17 protein-coding genes and 1 riboswitch are annotated in these 16,725 nt (G+C 68.9%); of the genes, 9 read left to right on the forward strand and 8 right to left on the reverse strand.

The window, feature by feature from the left end:
* Positions 1–2 precede the first annotated feature (2 nt).
* Positions 3–1,970 (reverse strand): TonB-dependent receptor plug domain-containing protein, encoded by a 1,968-nt coding sequence (locus ACIQ1T_RS15635; RefSeq protein WP_395945475.1) that lies wholly within the window; start codon positions 1,968–1,970, stop codon positions 3–5.
* Positions 1,971–2,120: 150 nt separating this feature from the next.
* Positions 2,121–2,328, reverse strand: a riboswitch (cobalamin riboswitch).
* Between the two features lie 39 nt (positions 2,329–2,367).
* Between ACIQ1T_RS15635 and cobU the strand changes: the two genes are divergently transcribed.
* From cobU to ACIQ1T_RS15670, 7 genes are all read left to right on the forward strand, one after another.
* Positions 2,368–2,910: a bifunctional adenosylcobinamide kinase/adenosylcobinamide-phosphate guanylyltransferase gene (gene cobU, locus ACIQ1T_RS15640; RefSeq protein WP_395945476.1), complete on the forward strand. Its 543-nt coding sequence runs from the start codon at positions 2,368–2,370 to the stop codon at positions 2,908–2,910.
* A gap of 114 nt (positions 2,911–3,024) precedes the next feature.
* Entirely contained in the window at positions 3,025–3,333 is a 309-nt protein-coding gene (locus tag ACIQ1T_RS15645; RefSeq protein WP_395945477.1) for a hypothetical protein, read from the forward strand.
* Between the two features lie 405 nt (positions 3,334–3,738).
* Positions 3,739–4,398, forward strand: a complete 660-nt coding sequence (locus tag ACIQ1T_RS15650) for a hydrolase (protein ID WP_395945478.1) — start codon at positions 3,739–3,741, stop codon at positions 4,396–4,398.
* 58 nt (positions 4,399–4,456) lie between these two features.
* The gene (locus tag ACIQ1T_RS15655; RefSeq protein WP_395945479.1) at positions 4,457–4,666 is read left to right on the forward strand and encodes a DUF1427 family protein; all 210 of its coding nucleotides are present in this window, start codon (positions 4,457–4,459) and stop codon (positions 4,664–4,666) included.
* Positions 4,663–6,657, forward strand: a complete 1,995-nt coding sequence (locus tag ACIQ1T_RS15660) for an amidohydrolase (RefSeq protein ID WP_395945480.1) — start codon at positions 4,663–4,665, stop codon at positions 6,655–6,657. The genes ACIQ1T_RS15655 and ACIQ1T_RS15660 overlap by 4 nt, the downstream gene beginning before the upstream one ends.
* Positions 6,657–7,082 carry a DoxX family protein gene (locus ACIQ1T_RS15665; protein WP_395945481.1) on the forward strand — a complete coding sequence of 142 codons (426 nt, stop codon included), beginning with the start codon at positions 6,657–6,659 and terminating at the stop codon, positions 7,080–7,082. Before ACIQ1T_RS15660 ends, ACIQ1T_RS15665 begins: the two co-directional genes overlap by 1 nt.
* Positions 7,079–8,665 (forward strand): MFS transporter, encoded by a 1,587-nt coding sequence (locus ACIQ1T_RS15670; RefSeq protein ID WP_395945482.1) that lies wholly within the window; start codon positions 7,079–7,081, stop codon positions 8,663–8,665. The genes ACIQ1T_RS15665 and ACIQ1T_RS15670 overlap by 4 nt, the downstream gene beginning before the upstream one ends.
* A 3-nt stretch (positions 8,666–8,668) precedes the next feature.
* Here the strand turns inward: ACIQ1T_RS15670 and ACIQ1T_RS15675 are convergent, their stop codons facing one another.
* Entirely contained in the window at positions 8,669–9,232 is a 564-nt protein-coding gene (locus ACIQ1T_RS15675) for a helix-turn-helix domain-containing protein (protein WP_395945483.1), read from the reverse strand.
* 197 nt (positions 9,233–9,429) lie between these two features.
* Between ACIQ1T_RS15675 and ACIQ1T_RS15680 the strand changes: the two genes are divergently transcribed.
* Positions 9,430–11,094 carry an FAD-dependent oxidoreductase gene (locus ACIQ1T_RS15680; protein WP_395945484.1) on the forward strand — a complete coding sequence of 555 codons (1,665 nt, stop codon included), beginning with the start codon at positions 9,430–9,432 and terminating at the stop codon, positions 11,092–11,094.
* Between the two features lie 2 nt (positions 11,095–11,096).
* Here ACIQ1T_RS15680 and ACIQ1T_RS15685 read toward each other — a convergent pair whose 3' ends face one another.
* The 3 genes from ACIQ1T_RS15685 to ACIQ1T_RS15695 are packed head-to-tail and all read right to left on the reverse strand — an operon-like array spanning position 11,097 to position 12,340.
* Positions 11,097–11,396 (reverse strand): UBP-type zinc finger domain-containing protein, encoded by a 300-nt coding sequence (locus tag ACIQ1T_RS15685; protein WP_395945485.1) that lies wholly within the window; start codon positions 11,394–11,396, stop codon positions 11,097–11,099.
* A 13-nt stretch (positions 11,397–11,409) separates the two neighbouring features.
* Positions 11,410–11,775: a response regulator transcription factor gene (locus ACIQ1T_RS15690; RefSeq protein WP_395945486.1), complete on the reverse strand. Its 366-nt coding sequence runs from the start codon at positions 11,773–11,775 to the stop codon at positions 11,410–11,412.
* A gap of 43 nt (positions 11,776–11,818) precedes the next feature.
* Entirely contained in the window at positions 11,819–12,340 is a 522-nt protein-coding gene (locus ACIQ1T_RS15695) for a Dps family protein (protein WP_395945487.1), read from the reverse strand.
* Between the two features lie 185 nt (positions 12,341–12,525).
* Between ACIQ1T_RS15695 and ACIQ1T_RS15700 the strand changes: the two genes are divergently transcribed.
* Complete coding sequence (locus ACIQ1T_RS15700; protein WP_395945488.1) at positions 12,526–14,457, forward strand: ATP-binding protein; 1,932 nt, start codon at positions 12,526–12,528, stop codon at positions 14,455–14,457.
* Here the strand turns inward: ACIQ1T_RS15700 and ACIQ1T_RS15705 are convergent.
* The 3 genes from ACIQ1T_RS15705 to ACIQ1T_RS15715 all read right to left on the reverse strand — a co-directional run bounded on the left by ACIQ1T_RS15705 (position 14,454) and on the right by ACIQ1T_RS15715 (position 16,664).
* On the reverse strand, positions 14,454–15,080 hold the full coding sequence (locus ACIQ1T_RS15705) for a response regulator transcription factor (RefSeq protein ID WP_395945489.1): 627 nt from the start codon (positions 15,078–15,080) through the stop codon (positions 14,454–14,456). The two genes, ACIQ1T_RS15700 and ACIQ1T_RS15705, sit on opposite strands and share 4 nt — an antisense overlap.
* Before the next feature lie 28 nt (positions 15,081–15,108).
* On the reverse strand, positions 15,109–16,332 hold the full coding sequence (locus ACIQ1T_RS15710; protein ID WP_395945490.1) for an MFS transporter: 1,224 nt from the start codon (positions 16,330–16,332) through the stop codon (positions 15,109–15,111).
* Between the two features lie 110 nt (positions 16,333–16,442).
* Complete coding sequence (locus tag ACIQ1T_RS15715) at positions 16,443–16,664, reverse strand: hypothetical protein (protein WP_395945491.1); 222 nt, start codon at positions 16,662–16,664, stop codon at positions 16,443–16,445.
* Between the last annotated feature and the right edge of the window lie 61 nt (positions 16,665–16,725).

Genomic DNA, 16,725 nt, shown 5'->3' on the forward strand with positions numbered 1-16,725 from the left:
CCCTAGAAGCGCGCGCGCACACCGACGAAGGCGCCGCGACCGGCGACCCCGTAGTCGCGCGTCGTCTCATAGTGTTCGTCGCCGATATTCTCGACGCGGCCATAGACCTCCAGCATCTCGTTAATCGGGTAGGAGGCGCGCAGATCGACCAGGGTGTAGGGCTCCAGACGCGTGGCGTTGGCGGCGTCGTTGAAACTTTCGCCCGCATACTGCACCGCCACCGTCGTCGACAGGCGGAACGGCCAGACATAGGTGGCCGACAGGTTCGCCGTCTCTTCCGGACGACGCGCCAGGCGCTTGCCGAAGTAGATGCCGGCCGACTCGTTGACCGCATCCGTATAGGTGTAGTTGGCCTGCACCTCGACCGGGCCCAACGAAGCGGCGGCCGCCAGTTCGACGCCCTTGGCCCGCGTGCGAGCGGTGTTGTCGTAATAGCCGTAGCGCGGCACGCCATCCACGAAGCACAGCGGAACGGTCGTCGGCGTCTCCGTGCCGGAGCAGGAGACATAATCGATCTGGTTGGTCGTATCCCGGTCGAAATAGGTCGCCGAAACCACCAGGCGATTATCGAACAAGTGCTGTTCGACGCCCGCGTCCCAGGCGTCGGCCTCTTCCGCCTTAAGACCCGTGTTCCCGTATTCGCTGTAGAGCTGATACAGGCTCGGCGCCTTGAACCCTTGGCCGAAGCTGGCGCGCAGCACGGTGGCGCCGTCGTTGAGCGCCCAGGCGGCGGCGGCCTGGAACAGGGTCTTGCCGCCGAAGGTGTCGTGCTCGTCGCGACGCACGCCGCCGGTCAGGGTCAGACCGTCGATGACCTCGCCCTGAACCTGCAGGTAGGCGCCGTCGATGTCGGCCGTGCCTATCGCCGGGATCGGATTGGGATCGTAGTCGGCCGGCGAGGCGGAGCGGAACTCGCTCTTCTCGTGCTCGGCGCCGAAGGTGGCGGTCCAGCCCTTGCGGATGTCGAACACGCCCTGATACTCGTAGCGTTCGTTCTTGCCCTGGGCGTCGAAGGTCAGGGTGGTGACGGGTTGCTCGGGGTTGAAGTTCTGGCGGTCCGTGCGGGTGTAGCCATAACCGATCCGGTTGCTCAGACGGTTGTCGAACAGGCCGAAATTCAGGCCGGCGTAGGCGACCAGATCCTTGGTCTCGGAATACTCACGAGTGTCGCCGAAGGCGTAGGTCGGCGCCGGGAAGCCGTCGATGTCGACGCGCCCGTCGGAATAGACCGAGCGCAGGTCCAGCGAGGCGTTCTCGGTCAGCTTCAGGTTCAGGCTGCCGCTGACGCCGGTGTTCTCGTAGCCGTCCTTCTCGGTCCCGCGCGCATAGGTCGAGAAGCCGTCGGTGGTGAAGTGCGAGGCGGCCAGACGCCAGACGGCGCGTTCGCCCGCGCCGCCGACACCGCCGCGCAGATACTGGGTTCCGCGTTCGCCGACCTCGGCGTCCAGCGAGGCTTCCAGCGGGCGCTTGGGCCGGGCTGTCTGGATATTGATCACGCCGCCGATGGCCTGGCTGCCCCACAGGGTGGACTGGGCGCCGCGCAGCACCTCGATCCGGGCGATGTCGCCGACCAGCAGATTGCCGGGGTTGTAGCCGGATCCGGTCGCCGACGGGTCGTTCAGCTTGACGCCGTCGATGACATAGACGGTCTGGTCCGCCTCGGCGCCGCGAATGCGCAGCGAGGTGGTCGTCCCGATCCCGCCGTTGCTCGACAGGCTGACGCCCGGCGTGCGGACCAGCAGGTCGGCGACGGCGATGGTCTGGCTGGACTGGATGTCGGCCGTCGTCAGGACGGTGACCGACTGGCCGACGCGGTCGGCGGCCTGGGCCGACCGGTTGGCGGTGACGATCACGTCGCCCAGCAGGGCGGGATCGGTCTGATCGACGGGCGTCGCCGTCTCGGCGAGAGCGCCGGTGGCGGTCAGCAGCAGCGCAGCCGTGGCGGCGCTCAGATAAAGTTCGGGTCTCATGGCGGGTCCTATCCCTGGCTCGACAAAGGACCGGCCGCACGACGTCGCAAAGGGACATGGACGCGCCCCGTCGCGACCGCGCGCGAACGCGGCCCAACAGACGTCGTCATTCGGGATACTCCCCGTTCCGCCCGGCACACCACGTCCGCGCGAAGGACGACCACGACGGGCAGGTCTCCTGGCTCGCGGGTCGACGCCGGTGCGGGCCGCCTTCCCAGGTTCTTCGACTTCCGTCGTCGAGACCCAGTGGCTAGTGGTCCGCGGGCTCGCCGCTTACAGTTGCGTGGGCAGCCCAGGTCTTGCACCTGAGTTCCCTATTAATCCCCATTGCTGGGGAACCTGTCGCGACGCGGCCAATAAGTCATAGCGTGGCTGCAGGCAATGGAGCGTGTTTTCAATGGCCACCCTGGTTCTCGGCGGCGCCCGTTCGGGCAAGACGGCCCATGCCCTGGCGCGGGCCGAGGCCCTGGCGGCGAAGGGCGATCTGCGCTTGGTCATGATCGCCACCGCGCAGGCCTTCGACGACGAGATGCGCGACCGGATCGCGCATCACCGGGCGGAGCGTCACCCGGGGTGGACCACCGTCGAGGCGCCGCATGATCTGATCCAGGCCATCGGCGCCCTGGAGCCGGGCGACGTCGCCGTGGTCGATTGCCTGACCCTGTGGCTGAGCAACGCCATGGCGGCGGATCTGGACATCGCAGCCGAGACACAGGCTCTGTGCGCCGCCGTCGTCGCCTGCCCCGCCCGATTGTTTCTTGTGTCCAACGAGGTGGGCTGGGGCATCGTGCCCGACAACCGACTGGCGCGCGAGTTCCGCGACCATGCCGGACGGCTTCACCAGCGCCTGGCCGGCTTGGTCGCCGAGGTCGTCCTCGTCGTCGCCGGCCTGAGCCTCCCGCTGAAATCCGCCGCCGGCGTCGAGCCTGGCGATGATTGAGGCGCGCCTTGGCCATATTGGAGGACGCCTTCGGATGCTTGTAGAGCATCAGTACTCGACGGTGACGCCGTCATCGGCCAAGGTCGCCGAACCCTCTTCAGATGGAGTGTTCAGATGCGCCGAGTGATCGCTTTCGTGGGCCTGAGCCTGTTGTCGGCCTGCGCGACCGCGCCGTCCCGTGAACCGGCCTTCGTCTACCCCGAAGGTCTGAAGATCATGGGCGAGGGCTATCCCTATCCGGGCGGCCCCTGCAGGCTGCTGGGCGAAACCTTCGCCACATCCGAACTTCTGGATGACAGCGCCGACCTGCTGGGCTGTCCCGCAGACGCCATGCAGGATCCGCGCGTCTCGTCGATCGGGCGTGTGGTCGGCCAGTACGAGGGCGTCACCCTCATTTCCGTACCCCGATCAGCGATCAACTGATCTCGCCCATCAGCCGCCGGGCCTGAGCCAGGACCTGTCCAGCGCCCCCTTTGACAGGGCGTAGAGGCCGAGCGTCTGCACCATGTTTCATGACGCGCGCCTGACCTGTCGCGACGCGGCGGACTTTGTCTCGGACAAGGTAGGTCCCGCGACGCCTTGAGCGCGGACCGATTTTTCCGGCGCCGGACGGTCGCCGTCGCGCGCCCCTCCCCAGGCCCCATAGCCTGATCGACGAATCCGCCCATGGCCCGGCCCTATCGTGGCCTGAGCCGCCGCGCGCTCGCGGCTCGCAAACGCCATATATGGAAACCGTGAGTTTACATCGTTTCCATATCGACGGACCTGAAAGCGCGGCACCATCTGCTTACCGACACGCCGCGCCGCGGCAGACAGAAAGGCCGCCCCATGACCGTCACCGCCACCCCGACCGCCGGAAAAGGCTTGCTGAGCCCGACCGACCACACGCTGCTCCTGGTCGATCACCAGTCGCAGATGACGTTCGCCACCGCCTCGATCGACATCGCGATCCTGCGCAACAACACCGCCCTGATCTCGGCCGCCGCACGTGACTTCCAGGTTCCCGCCATCCTGACCACGGTCGCCGAGAAGTCGTTCTCCGGGCCACTGTTCAGCGAGATCAAGGCCGCCTTCCCCGATGAGCCGGTCTATGACCGGACCACGATGAACGCCTGGGAAGACGCCCAGGTGACCGACGCGGTCAATCGCTCGGGCCGGTCGCGCATCGTCATCGCCGGCCTGTGGACCTCGGTCTGCATTGTGGGCCCCACGCTTTCCGCGCTCGACCAGGGCTTTGAGGTCTTCGTCATCACCGACGCCTCCGGCGACGTCTCTGTCGAGGCGCACGAGCGCGCCGTTCAGCGCATGATCCAGGCGGGCGCCCAACCCATCACCTCGCTGCAGTATCTGCTCGAGCTGCAACGCGACTGGGCGCGCGGCGAGACCTACGACACCACCACTGCAGCGGCGCTCCAGTTCGGCGGCGCCTATGGCGTCGGCCTGCAATACGCCCGCGCCATGCTGGGCGAACACGCCCGCGAAGGCTGAGCCCTATGCGGCCGGTCGAGAGACCGGCCGGCCCTCTTGCCGATGGAGACCGCTCGCAATGAAACCCCTGATCATCGCCTTGGCCGTCGGCCTGCTCGTCGGCGCCCTCTATGGTTTGCTGAATGTTCGCTCGCCGGCGCCGCCCTATGTCGCCCTGCTGGGGTTGCTGGGCATATTGCTCGGCGAACAGGGCGTGCAATCGGTTCGGCGCCACCTGAACCCGCCGGCCGTCGCGGTCGTCCCATCCAAGACGGAAGCGCCGCAATGACCCAGACCCGCCGCACCGCCATGACCGCCCTCGGCGCCCTGACCCTGAACGGAATGGGGCTCGCGCCCGCCGCCGCCTTCACCCGGAGCCCTTCGATGACCCCCGACGCGAGCCAAGCCCCCGACCTGATCCTGCACGGCGGCCGCTTCACCACCCTGGACCGATCCAATCCGAACGCCGACGCGGTGGCGGTCAGGGACGGAGTCTTCTCGGCCGTCGGTTCGGCGCGCGAGATCATCCCCACCGCCGGGCCTCAGACCAAGATCATCGACCTGGGCGGCCGTCGCGTGGTGCCGGGCCTGATCGACAGCCACACCCACGTCATCCGCGGCGGCCTGAACTACAATATGGAGCTGCGCTGGGACGGCGTGCCCAGCCTGGCCGACGCCATGGCCATGCTGCGCAAACAGGCCGAAAACACCCCGCCGCCCCAGTGGGTGCGCGTGGTCGGCGGCTTCACCCGCCACCAGTTCGTCGAGAAACGCCTGCCGACCCTGGACGAGATCAACGCCGCCGCGCCCGAGACGCCGGTCTTCATCCTGCATCTCTACGACCGCGCCCTGCTGAACCGCGCCGCCCTGCGCGCCGTCGGCTACACCAAGGACACGCCGAACCCGCCGGGCGGCGAGATCCAGCGCGACGCCTCGGGCGAGCCGACCGGCATGCTGATCGCCCAGCCCAACGCCACCATCCTGTATTCGACCCTGGCCAAGGGTCCGAAACTGCCCGAGGAGTATCAGCTCAACTCGACCCGCCATTTCATGCGCGAGCTGAACCGGCTGGGCGTGACCAGCGTCATCGACGCCGGCGGCGGCTTCCAGAACTATCCTGACGACTACGAGATCATCGAAAAGCTGCACGAGGACGGCCAGCTGACCGTGCGTCTGGCCTACAACCTCTTCACCCAGAAGCCGAAGGAAGAGCTGAACGACTTCAAGACCTGGGGAACCAAGGTCCGGCCGGGCCAGGGCGACGACTATTACCGCCACAACGGCGCCGGCGAGATGCTGGTCTATTCGGCCGCCGATTTCGAGGACTTCCGCCAGCCGCGTCCCGACATGCCCGCCAACATGGAGACCGACCTGGAGCCGGTCGTGCGCCAGCTGGTCGAGCAGCGCTGGCCCTGGCGGATGCACGCCACCTACAACGAGACCATCGACCGCGCCCTGGACGTGTTCGAGAAGGTCAATCAGGACATTCCCTTCGACGGCCTGCACTGGTTCTTCGACCACGCCGAGACCGTCAGCCAGAAGAACATCGACCGGATCGCGGCCCTGGGCGGCGGCATCGCCGTGCAGCACCGGATGATGTACCAGGCCGAGGACTTCGCCGAACGCTACGGCGTCGAGGCCATGGCCGACACCCCGCCGATCTCGAAGATGCTGGCGGCCGGCGTGCCGGTCGGGGCGGGCACCGACGCGACCCGCGTCGCCTCCTACAATCCCTGGGTCTCGCTGAGCTGGCTGGTCACGGGCCGCAGCCTGGGCGGCCTGCGCATGTACCCCGCCGCCCAGCGTCAGGACCGCGAGACGGCCCTGCGCCTGTGGACCGAGGCCAACACCTGGTTCTCCAACGAGGAGGGCAAGAAGGGCGTCATCGCCGAGGGGCGGCTGGCCGATCTGGTCGTGCTGGACCGCGACTATTTCTCGGTCGCCGAGGATCAGATCGTCCATATCGAGAGCGACCTGACCCTGCTGGGCGGCAAGGTGGTCTGGGGATCCGGCGACTTCGCCCGCGAGGCCCCGCCGATCCCGCCGCCGACGCCCGACTGGTCGCCGGTCCGCACCTTCGGCGGCTATCATTCGACCAAGGCCCCAGGCGGAAGTGCAGAACGCACCGGTTTCTTCGCCAGCATCGCCGCCAGCTGCGGCTGCTCCACCGCCTGCGGCGTCCACGGCCACGACCATGCGGCGACCGCCCGGCTTCAGGCGCCGGCGGCCGACGCCAAATCCTTCTGGGGCGCCCTGGGCTGCGCCTGCTGGGCGGTGTGATGATGAACGCGACCTCTTCTCCCCGCCCCATCGCCGCCGTGCTCGACGCCCCCGGCGTCGCCCTGATCGGCCGCATCCTGCTGACCTCGCCCTTCTGGATCAGCGGCGTGCTGAAACTGTTCGACTTCCCCTCGGCGGTCGGCGAGGCCGCCCATTTCGGTCTGCAGCCCGCCGCCCTGGTTGCGGTCGTGATCATCCTGCTGCAGATCGGCGGATCGCTGGCCGTCGTCCTGGGCCGCTGGACCTGGCTGGGCGCCGGCGCCCTGGGCGTCTTCACCGCCCTGGCCAATCTGGTCGGTCACGCCTTCTGGACCCTGGCCGACCCGATGGCCCGCTTCCACGACATGAACGCCTTCACCGCCAATCTGGGCCTGATCGGCGGGCTGATCCTGGCCGCCATACTTGCCGAAAGCCGCCGCCGATGACCGCCCCAGCCTCCACGCCCCCGCGCGCGCCCCTGGCGACGCCTCTGTTCCGCGCCCTGTGGATCGCCACCATCGTCTCCAACATCGGCACCTGGATGAACGACGTCGGTTCGTCCTGGCTGATGACCTCCCTGTCGCCCAGCCCCCTGTGGGTGGCCATGGTCCAGGCGGCGACCACCCTGCCGATGTTCCTGTTCGCCCTGCCCGGCGGGGCGCTGGCCGACGTGGTCGACCGGCGCAAGCTGCTGATCGTCTCCCAGCTGCTGATCCTGATCGGCGCGGCGGCCCTGGCCTCCTCCACCCATCTGGGCCTGACCACGCCCCTGGTCCTGCTGGCCCTGACCGCCGTCATGGGTCTGGGCGCGGCGCTCAGCGCCCCGGCCTTCCAGGCCATCGTGCCCGAACTGGTCGAGAAGCCGGCCCTGGCCGACGCGGTCGCCCTGAACAGTCTGGGCGTCAATATCGCCCGCGCCATCGGCCCGGCCCTGGGCGGAGTGATCGTGGCCATGGCCGGACCGACGGCGGTCTATACGTTGAACGCCGTCTCCATCCTGGCGGTGCTGGGCGTCCTGTTCGCCTGGAAGCGCCAGCCGCGCGTCGCCGCCCTGCCGCCCGAACATTTCCTGGGCGCCCTGCGCGCCGGCTACCGCTACGCCCGCCACGCCCCGGCGCTGCAGCTGGTCCTGCTGCGCTCCATCGCCTTCTTCCTGTTCTCCAGCGCCCTGTGGGCCCTGCTGCCCCTGGTCGGTCGGCGCGAACTGGGGCTGGACGCCGCCGGCTACGGCGCCCTGCTCGGCGCCATGGGCTTCGGCGCCGTCGTCGGCGCCGTGGTCCTGTCGAAACTGCGCAAGATCGTCAGCGCCAACCGCCTGTCCGTAGCGGCGTCATTGGGCTTCGCCGCCGCCACCCTGGCCCTGGCCCATGCGGCGAACGCCTGGATCGCCGGCGCCGTGATGGTGGTCGCCGGACTGGCCTGGATCACCATGCTGTCGGCCCTGAACGTCGCCGCCCAGATGGCCGTGCCCGCCTGGGTCAAGGCCCGCGCCCTGGCCGTCTATCTGCTGGTCTTCCAGGGGGCCATGACGGTCGGCAGCCTCGTCTGGGGCGGGTTGGCCAGCCGGACCGACATCGCCACGGCCCTGACGGTCGCCGCCGTCGCCCTGGTCCTGGCCACAGGCATCGCCCTGCGGTTCCGCCTGCCCGCCGCCAATGCTGTGGACCTGACGCCCTCGGGCCACTGGGCCGAACCGACGGTGACCGGCGAACACGCCGCCGATCGCGGCCCGGTCATGATCTTGGTCGAATATCGGATCGATCCGGCCCAAGTCCCGGCCTTCGTCAAGGCCATCCAGCCCTTCAAGGCCGTGCGCAAGCGCGACGGCGCCCTGACCTGGAACGTCTTCGAGGACGCGGAACAGCCGGGTCTGGTGATCGAAAGCTTCGTCGTCCCCAGCTGGCTGGAGCATCTGCGCCAGCACGAAAGGGTCACCCACGACGACCGCCTGACCCAGGAGCAGATCCGCCGCTTCCACATCGGCGACCGGCCGCCCCTGGTCCGGCACCTGATCGCCCCCGCGAACTGAGCCTCAGGCCGCCATCCGGCGCGTGCGGCGCCACTGGAACGGGGTGACGTCCAGATGGCGGCGGAACAGGCGGGTCAGGTGCGCCTGATCCGCCAGCCCGCAGGCGTCGGCGATCTGGCACAGGCTCTCGTTGGTCTCCAGCATCATGGCTTGGGCCTTCTCCAGCCGACGACGCATGACATAGGCGTGGGGCGTCTCCCCGGTCGTGACCTTGAAGGCGCGGCAGAAATGGCTGGGGCTCAGCCGGGCGCGCCGGGCCAGATCCTCGACCTGGATCCGGTCGTCCAGATTGACCCGGACGAACTCGGCCACCTGTTTCATCTGCCAGGGCGCCAGCCCGCCGCGCGCCGGCTCGACCGCGGGCTCGATGCGACGATCCAGTCCCTCGCCCGACCAGACCGGCAGGCCGCGCAGCAATTGCTGCAGCTGTTCCAGCCCGCGCCGGGCGGCGGCGGCGTTGCGGTCCAGCGCCTCGTCCACCTCGGCCAGGAGGCGCAAGGCCGTCGGCCCCAGATCCTCCAGGCTCGACGTGGTGTTCGAATGGAAGGTTGCGATCGTGTCGGTCATGTCCGCCTCCAGGCTCTTGTCCTGCCGCCAGACTGACGGTTGCGCCGGACGCCCGCCATCACGCCATGGGACGGTCGACTAGGGACTTGGTCCAGCCGACCTAACCTTAGGTATGGGGTGGCGTTGGCGCGGGTTTGGTTCAATCCTGACAGGCCGGGTCCGGCGATGCTGCCGGCCGCGCCTTCAGGAGGATCGCCATGTCATCCGCCGACCCCATGATCACCGACGACCCCTACGCCCGTTCGGCCCAGGTCTATCCCCGGCTGGGCGACGAGATGCTGGGCCGGATCCGCAACTACGGCGAGGAAGAAGCGGCCGCCGCCGGACAGATCCTGTTCCGCCGGGGCGACCGTCGCGCCGACTTCTTCGTCGTGGTCGAGGGCGAGGTCGCCATCCTGCGCCAGGACGACGCCGGCGCCGACGAGACCCTGGTCGTCCACCAGGCGGGCCAGTTCACCGGCGAGCTGGATCAGGTGTCCGAACGCGCCCTGCTGGTCGAGGCGCGAGCCGTGCGCGACGGCCGGGTGATCCGCGTCCATCACAACGACCTGTCGCGCCTGATGTCGTCCGAACCGGACATAGGCGAACTGATCATGCGCGCCTTCATCCTGCGGCGGATGGGCTTCCTCTATCACGGCCAGGCGGGGGTGGTGCTGATCGGCGACCCCAACGACGGCGACGTCCAGCGGCTGCAGCGGTTCATCGTCCGCAACTCCTATCCGCTGCGCACCGTCGATCCGGCTGCGGATCCGGCTGCGGCGGATCTGATGCGGGTGTTCGGCGTGACGGCCGAGGCCCTGCCGGCCGTGATCGCCCCGGACCGGACCGTCCTGTCCAATCCGCCCCTGCCGCTGCTGGCCGACCGGCTGGGCCTGACCGAACCCTTTGATCCCGACCAGGTCTGGGACCTGGTCGTGGTCGGCGCCGGACCCGCCGGTCTGGCGGCCGCCACCTATGGCGCCTCGGAAGGCCTGTCGACGGCGGTGATCGAGGTCCTGGCCCCCGGCGGCCAAGCCGGCACCAGCTCCAAGATCGAAAATTATCTGGGCTTTCCCACCGGCATCTCGGGTCAGGCCCTGGCCGGTCGCGCCCTGGTCCAGGCCCAGAAGTTCGGCACGCGGATGGCCGTGTCCCGCGCCGCCGTCGCCCTGGACTGCGCCGCCCATCCGTTCGCCGTCCGGCTGGAGGACGATCAGGTCGTCCGCGCCCGCGCCGTGGTGGTCGCCACCGGCGCTCGCTATCGCAAGCTGGACGTGCCCGACTACGACCGGTTCGAAGGCCACGGCATCCACTACGCCGCCACCGCCATGGAGGCCAAACTGTGCAGCGGCCTGGACGTTGTCGTGGTCGGCGGCGGCAATTCGGCGGGCCAGGCGGCCATGTACCTGTCCCGCCACGTCGGCCACGTCCACATGCTGGTGCGGGGCGAGGGTCTGGCGGCGACCATGTCCGACTATCTGGTCCAGCGCATCCACCGTTCGCCGCGCATCACCCTGTATCCGCACAGCGAGGTGACGGGGCTGGAGGGCGAGCGCCTGTTGTCCGGCGTGACCTGGACCGAGCGCCGCACGGGCAAGACCACCCATGTCCCCGCCCACGCCCTGTTCGTCATGATCGGCGCCCGACCAAACACAGACTGGGTCGAGGACTGCCTGCCGCTGGACGAGGCCGGCTTCGTCCTGACCGCCATGCCGGCCGAAGACACGCCCGGCGCCTCGCCCTATCAGACCAAGCGGCCGGGCATCTACGCCGTCGGGGACGTGCGCGCGGGTTCGGTCAAACGGGTGGCGGCGGGGGTGGGCGAAGGCTCGGTCGTGGTCCAGGCCATCCACGCCTGGCTGGCGACGCTGGGGCGAGATTAGATTCAGAAGAAGCGCGGGATCGGCCCCGGATGCGGGGTCGGACCGCCGACATCCACCTCGACCTCGTCGACATAGCACCAGCCCCAACCTTCGGGCGGGTCATAACCCTCGATGATCGGATGGGCGGTGGCGCGGAAATGCGCCCGCGCGTGCCGGTTCGGCGAGTCGTCGCAACAGCCGACATGGCCGCACGCCCGGCACAGGCGCAGATGCACCCACCAGCTGCCGGTCTTCAGACATTCCTCGCATCCGGCCGAACCGGGCATGACCCGCTTGATGGTCTTCAGGTGCGAACAGCGCATGATCGGCCTCTCGTCAGGGGTTCAACGCACGCTCCAGGCAGCGTGAAAGATCATCGGCGGAACAGGGTTTTTCAAGATAACCGCCGGCCCCCGCCTCCATCGCCCGCGACCGTGTCGCCGCGTCGGGAAAGGCGGTCATGAAGATGACCGGCAATTCGGGTCGCGCCAACCCGATCTCGCGCTGCAGCGCCAGGCCGTTCATCCCCGGCATCTGCATGTCGGAGATGACGCAGTCCACGCCCGTCATCGGCGCGGCCAGAAAGGCCTCGGCCGAAGCGAAGGCCTGGGCCTGCAACCCCATCGACCGCAACAGGCGGGTCAGGCTGGCGCGGACCATGCCGTCGTCGTCGACGACCGCGATCATGGGAGGCGATTGCATACTGGGCTTTCCGCCCCTCCGATCATTGGAGGGGCAATGGGGATCAGGCGTTGCCGCGACGACCGGTCTCGAACAGGAACCAGACGCGCCGTTCGGTCTCGTCGATCCAGTTCTCCAGCAGGCTGGCGGTGGCGATGTCGCCCTGTTCGTCACAGACGACATGGGCCGCGCGCATCCGCTGGACCAGGTCGGCGTTGTCGTCACGCAACTCGGCCAGCATATCCAACGGATCGACGTAGGGCGCATCATTGTCGAGCACCCTCTGCATCAGGGCGATCTGGCCGATCGACCTCAAGGTCGTGCCGCCCAGCTTGCGAACCCGTTCGGCGATCGGATCGGTCATGGCGATGATCTGGTCGCCCTGATCGTCCAGCATCAGGTGGTAGTCGCGGAAGTGCGGCCCCGACATATGCCAGTGAAAATTCTTGGTCTTCAGATACAGGGCGAAAACGTCGGCCAGCAGCCCGTTCAGGGCGCCGCTGATGTCCAGCACCGCCTCCTTGCTGAGACCGGTCGGGGTGTGCAGCGGGGCGAGGCGGCGGGTTTCGAGAGCTTGGCGGTCCATGACGGGTCCTTCCGGGGCTTTTCCGTTGTCCTGACGCTAGGCGCGCGGCCCGCGCCGCTCTTGCATGGGCGGGGTGGAATTTGGACCTCTGCGCGGGTTTCTCGCCATTGCATCCCGGGCGGCGTTGCCGTGCCGCAAACTCCTGCCTAGCCTGCCCATACCAAGGGATAGGGAGACGACGACCGGTGATCGTGACGGAACAGGACCACGACCGGACGTCGCAACGCGCGGCCCTGCGTCGGTTGCGGATCGTCGGCGCCACGGCCCTGATCGTCGGCATCTTCCTGCTGGACACCTTCACCCCGCTGATCAGCGCGGTCGCCGTCTTCTATGTCGTGCCCCTGCTGATGCTCGGTGACGTGCTGACGTCGCGGGGACTGCGGCTGCTGCTGGGCGGCCTGCTGATCATGACCACCTTCAGCCTGCTGTTCGATCACGGCCCCGCGCCCGAGTTCGCCACCCTGCTGCGCTACTGCGTCAGCGTCGCCGCCGTCAGCATCACCGGCTTCCTGGTCATCAAGGCGATGCGCGACCGCCAGGCCCTGCAGGATCAGGCCGCCCTGCTGGAGGTGACCCACGACGCCATCTTCACCCGCGGCCTCGAAGGCGCGATCCTGTACTGGAATTCCGGAGCGGAACATCTCTACGGCTGGACCCGGCGCGAGGCGGCGGGCCAGGCTCCCCACAGCCTTCTCCAGACCGAATTCCCTGAGCCGCTGGAGACGATCAACGCAAAACTGCGCGCGCACGGTCTGTGGGAAGGGGAGCTGGTCCATCGCCGCAAGGACGGCAGCCGCCTGGTCGTTCTCAGCCGCTGGAGCCTGACCGCCTCCCGCGCCGGCCGGCCCGCCGTGGTTCTGGAGACCAATACGGACATCACCGCCAGCAAGGACGTCGAGATCGCCCTGCGCGCCAGCGAGATCCGTTACCGCAACATCTTCAACACCCTGGCGGTCGGCATCTGGGAGCACGACTTCCGACCGCTGCGCGCGGCCCTGACCGAGCTGAAGGCGCGCGACATAGGCGACCTGCGCGACTGGCTGAACCGCAACCCGGACTTCGTCGCCCAGGCCCGGACCCTGATCCCGATCACCGACGTCAACGAGACGGCGCTGAAGCTGATGGACGTGGACAGCAAGGCCGCCTTCTTCAACAGCCTGGACGAACTGCTGCCGGCGCGCGAAGGCACCTTCGTCGACTTCCTGGTCGCCTTCGACGAGCGGCGTCCCTACTACCAGGCCGAGACCGAGGTGCGGAACCGGCGCGGCGACCTGATCCCCATCATCGTCGCCATCACCCTGCCCGTCCCCGACGGCGACGACGGTCGGGTCCAGGCCGTGGTGCTGAACATCGCCGAACGCCGCCGCCTGCAACGGGCCTTCGACCACGCCAAGGCCGAAGCCGAACAGGCCCTGCGCGCCGCCGCCATGGGCGAGATGTCGGCCTCCATAGCCCATGAGGTGAACCAGCCCCTCGCCGCCATCATGACCTCGTCCGAGGCGGCCCTGCGCTGGATGAACCGCGAACCGCCCGACCTGGCCGAAACGCGCGAGGCCCTGGCGGACGTGCTCGACGCCACTCGCCACGCCACCGGCGTCGTCAAACGGGTCCGCAAACTGGTCAGCCGCGCCCGCCCCGAGACCGAGCGGATCGCCGTCGATCAGTTGGCCGGCGATGCGCTGCGTCTGGTCGCCCACGATCTCGAACGGTCCGGCGTCGTCCTGCGCGCCGATCTCGCCGCGCCCGAGGCCCATGTCCGCGCGGACCGGGTGCTGCTGCAGCAGGTGCTGGTCAATCTGGTGACCAACGCCGCCCAGGCCATGACCGCCGCCGCAACCGTCAGCCCCAGGATCGAGGTGCGCACAGGCCTGTCCGACGGACGCGTCACCGTCGACATCATCGACAACGGCCCGGGCTTCGACGCCGACAGCGCCAAACGCGCCTTCGAACCCTTCTTCACGACCAAGTCCGAAGGCATGGGCCTGGGCCTGGCCATCTGCCGCTCGACCATAGAGGCCCATGACGGCGCCATCGCCATCGTCTCGGAACCCGGCGCGGGCGCGCGGCTGTCGATCGTGCTGCCGCTGCTCGAAGCGGCGCCGGCCGCCGTCGTCTAGGCCTGCGGCTCCAGCGCCTGCGACAGCCGCACCAGATCGGCGACCGTATGGACCGCCAGCTTGCGCATCAGGCTGGACCTGTGAAGCTTGACCGTGACCTCGCTCAGCCCCAGTTCGGCCGCCGCCTGCTTGTTCATCAGTCCACTGACGACCAGGCCCATCACCTGACGTTCGCGCGGGGTCAGCTGGGCGTAGCGCGCCTCGGCTCCGGCCCGTTCGTCGGCCCTGGCGCGGGTCTGGCGGTCCTGTTCCAGCGCCTCGTTGACGGCGTCGATCAGATCCTGGTCGCGGAAGGGTTTGGTCAGGAAGTCGACCGCCCCGGCCTTCATCGCCCGGACCGACATGGGCACGTCGCCGTGGCCCGTGATCAGGATGACCGGCGTGGTCGAACCCTGGGCCGTCAGGGCCTTCTGGAAGTCCAGGCCGCTGACGCCCGGCATCCGCACATCGGTGACGATGCAACTGACCGTCTCGGGCGGCTCATCCGCCAGAAAGGCCGTCGCCGACTCGTGCAGCCGGACAGCCAGACCGATGGAGCGGAACAGGGAATCAAGGGCGCGGCGCACCATCGGATCGTCGTCGATCACGATCACCACCGGGGTTGCTGTCTCCGTCGCCGTCACACGCGCCTCCCTGCCGTCGCGCACCTGACTAGGACAGGCGTGCGGGCTCTGGCAATCGCCGTCGGATCAGAAGGCTGCGGCCCTGCAGGATTGTGGCGACCGCCGCCGCCGCGACGCCCAGGGCCACCACCCCGGTCCAGCCCGCCCGCCCCCAGGCCAGGGTCGCCAGGGCCGATCCCGCCGCGCCGCCCAGGAACATCGCCCCCATGAACAGGGTGTTCAGCCGCCCCCGCGCCTCGGGCCGCAGGGCGTAGACGACGTGCTGGTTCGAGACCAGGGCGCTCTGGACCGCGAAGTCCAGCACGACCACCCCGACCACCAGACCGGCGATCGAGGTCCAGACGCCGAACAGAATCCACGAAATCAGGGTCAGCGCGGCCCCCAGGGCGATCACGGCGTGCGGTCCACGCCGGTCCGCCACCCGTCCGGCGATCGGCGCCGCGACGATCCCTATGGCCCCCACCACGCCGAACAGGCCCGCCACGTCGGCCCCCAGGCCGAAGCGCGGCTCCTGCAGCCGCAGGGCCAGTATGGTCCAGAAGGCGGCGAAGGCGCCGAACAGCAGGGCCTGGGTCGCCGCCGCCAGCCTCAAGGCCGGAAACTCCCGCCACAGATCGACCAGGCTCCGCATCAGGGCCGGATAGGTCAGCGGACTGTCCGGCCGGCTGGTCGGCAGCATGAGCCACATCAGCCCGCCCGCCGCCAGGGCTAGGGGCGCGCCCAGCCAGAACATCTCGCGCCAGCCCGCGTGCTCGCCGACGAACCCGGCCAGGGTCCGGCTCAGCAGAATGCCGCACAGGACGCCGGACATCACCGTCCCGACCACGGCGCCGCGCTTCTCCGGCGCCGCAAGATGGGCCGCCAAAGGCACGATCTGCTGCGCCACCGTCGCCGTCACCCCGACCACCAGCGAGGCCGCGATCACCAGGCCCGCCCCCGGCGCCACCGCCGTCGCCGCCAGGGCCAGGGCCAGGACCGCGAACTGGATCACGATCAGCCGCCGACGCTCGACCAGATCGCCCAGAGGCAACAGGAGGAACAGGCCCAGGGCGTACCCCAGCTGGGTCGCCGTCGGCACGAACCGCGTCGCCTCGCCGGGCAGATCCCGCTCCATCAACCCCAGCATCGGCTGGTTGTAATAGATGTTCGCCACCGCCGTCCCGGCCGCCAGGGCCATGGCGAAAATCAGGGAACGGCTCAGGGCCGGCTGAGGTCGCGCCGTCGTCGGGTTGGGGGTCATTGATCTGGTCATCCGTCGTTTCCAACCGATTGTCGGGCTTGGAGAAGCGGCCTGTCTTGCCTCTCCCTGCTCCAATCGCCGAGCGCCTCCGCCAGGCGCGGCATCCGACGGGCGAATCGGATCTAGGCGGACGCCATCCAGTCGCCCGGGCGCCAGCCGCTCAGAAACGCCTCGACCGCGACACGGACGGGACCGCTGATCGCGCGCCGCCCCGTTTCCATTTCGCGGACCCGCGCCGCCGCTTTCTCGGGCGTGCCCGCGAGACGCAGCGCGCGCGCCATCTGACCTTCATCCCAGCCCAGAATCGTCCTCGCGGCTCTGAGTTCGTCGGACGGCGCCGCCATCTTGTCTTCTCCGTGGGGGCCGGCGCATCGCGCAGGCGCAAATAGAAACGGCGACCCTCGA

This window comes from Brevundimonas sp., from assembly GCF_044336875.1.
Classification (GTDB): Bacteria; Pseudomonadota; Alphaproteobacteria; order Caulobacterales; family Caulobacteraceae; genus Brevundimonas.

Coding starts and splice junctions, on each gene's coding strand:
- ACIQ1T_RS15635 (WP_395945475.1), bottom strand. CDS start 1,970: ATGAGACCCGAACTTTATCTGAGCGCCGCCACGGCTGCGCTGCTGCTG.
- ACIQ1T_RS15655 (WP_395945479.1), top strand. CDS start 4,457: ATGAAACCCCTGATCATCGCCTTGGCCGTCGGCCTGCTCGTCGGCGCC.
- ACIQ1T_RS15710 (WP_395945490.1), bottom strand. CDS start 16,332: ATGACCAGATCAATGACCCCCAACCCGACGACGGCGCGACCTCAGCCG.
- ACIQ1T_RS15685 (WP_395945485.1), bottom strand. CDS start 11,396: ATGCGCTGTTCGCACCTGAAGACCATCAAGCGGGTCATGCCCGGTTCG.
- cobU (WP_395945476.1), top strand. CDS start 2,368: ATGGCCACCCTGGTTCTCGGCGGCGCCCGTTCGGGCAAGACGGCCCAT.
- ACIQ1T_RS15650 (WP_395945478.1), top strand. CDS start 3,739: ATGACCGTCACCGCCACCCCGACCGCCGGAAAAGGCTTGCTGAGCCCG.
- ACIQ1T_RS15695 (WP_395945487.1), bottom strand. CDS start 12,340: ATGGACCGCCAAGCTCTCGAAACCCGCCGCCTCGCCCCGCTGCACACC.
- ACIQ1T_RS15660 (WP_395945480.1), top strand. CDS start 4,663: ATGACCCAGACCCGCCGCACCGCCATGACCGCCCTCGGCGCCCTGACC.
- ACIQ1T_RS15715 (WP_395945491.1), bottom strand. CDS start 16,664: ATGGCGGCGCCGTCCGACGAACTCAGAGCCGCGAGGACGATTCTGGGC.
- ACIQ1T_RS15665 (WP_395945481.1), top strand. CDS start 6,657: ATGATGAACGCGACCTCTTCTCCCCGCCCCATCGCCGCCGTGCTCGAC.
- ACIQ1T_RS15645 (WP_395945477.1), top strand. CDS start 3,025: ATGCGCCGAGTGATCGCTTTCGTGGGCCTGAGCCTGTTGTCGGCCTGC.
- ACIQ1T_RS15680 (WP_395945484.1), top strand. CDS start 9,430: ATGTCATCCGCCGACCCCATGATCACCGACGACCCCTACGCCCGTTCG.
- ACIQ1T_RS15690 (WP_395945486.1), bottom strand. CDS start 11,775: ATGCAATCGCCTCCCATGATCGCGGTCGTCGACGACGACGGCATGGTC.
- ACIQ1T_RS15670 (WP_395945482.1), top strand. CDS start 7,079: ATGACCGCCCCAGCCTCCACGCCCCCGCGCGCGCCCCTGGCGACGCCT.
- ACIQ1T_RS15675 (WP_395945483.1), bottom strand. CDS start 9,232: ATGACCGACACGATCGCAACCTTCCATTCGAACACCACGTCGAGCCTG.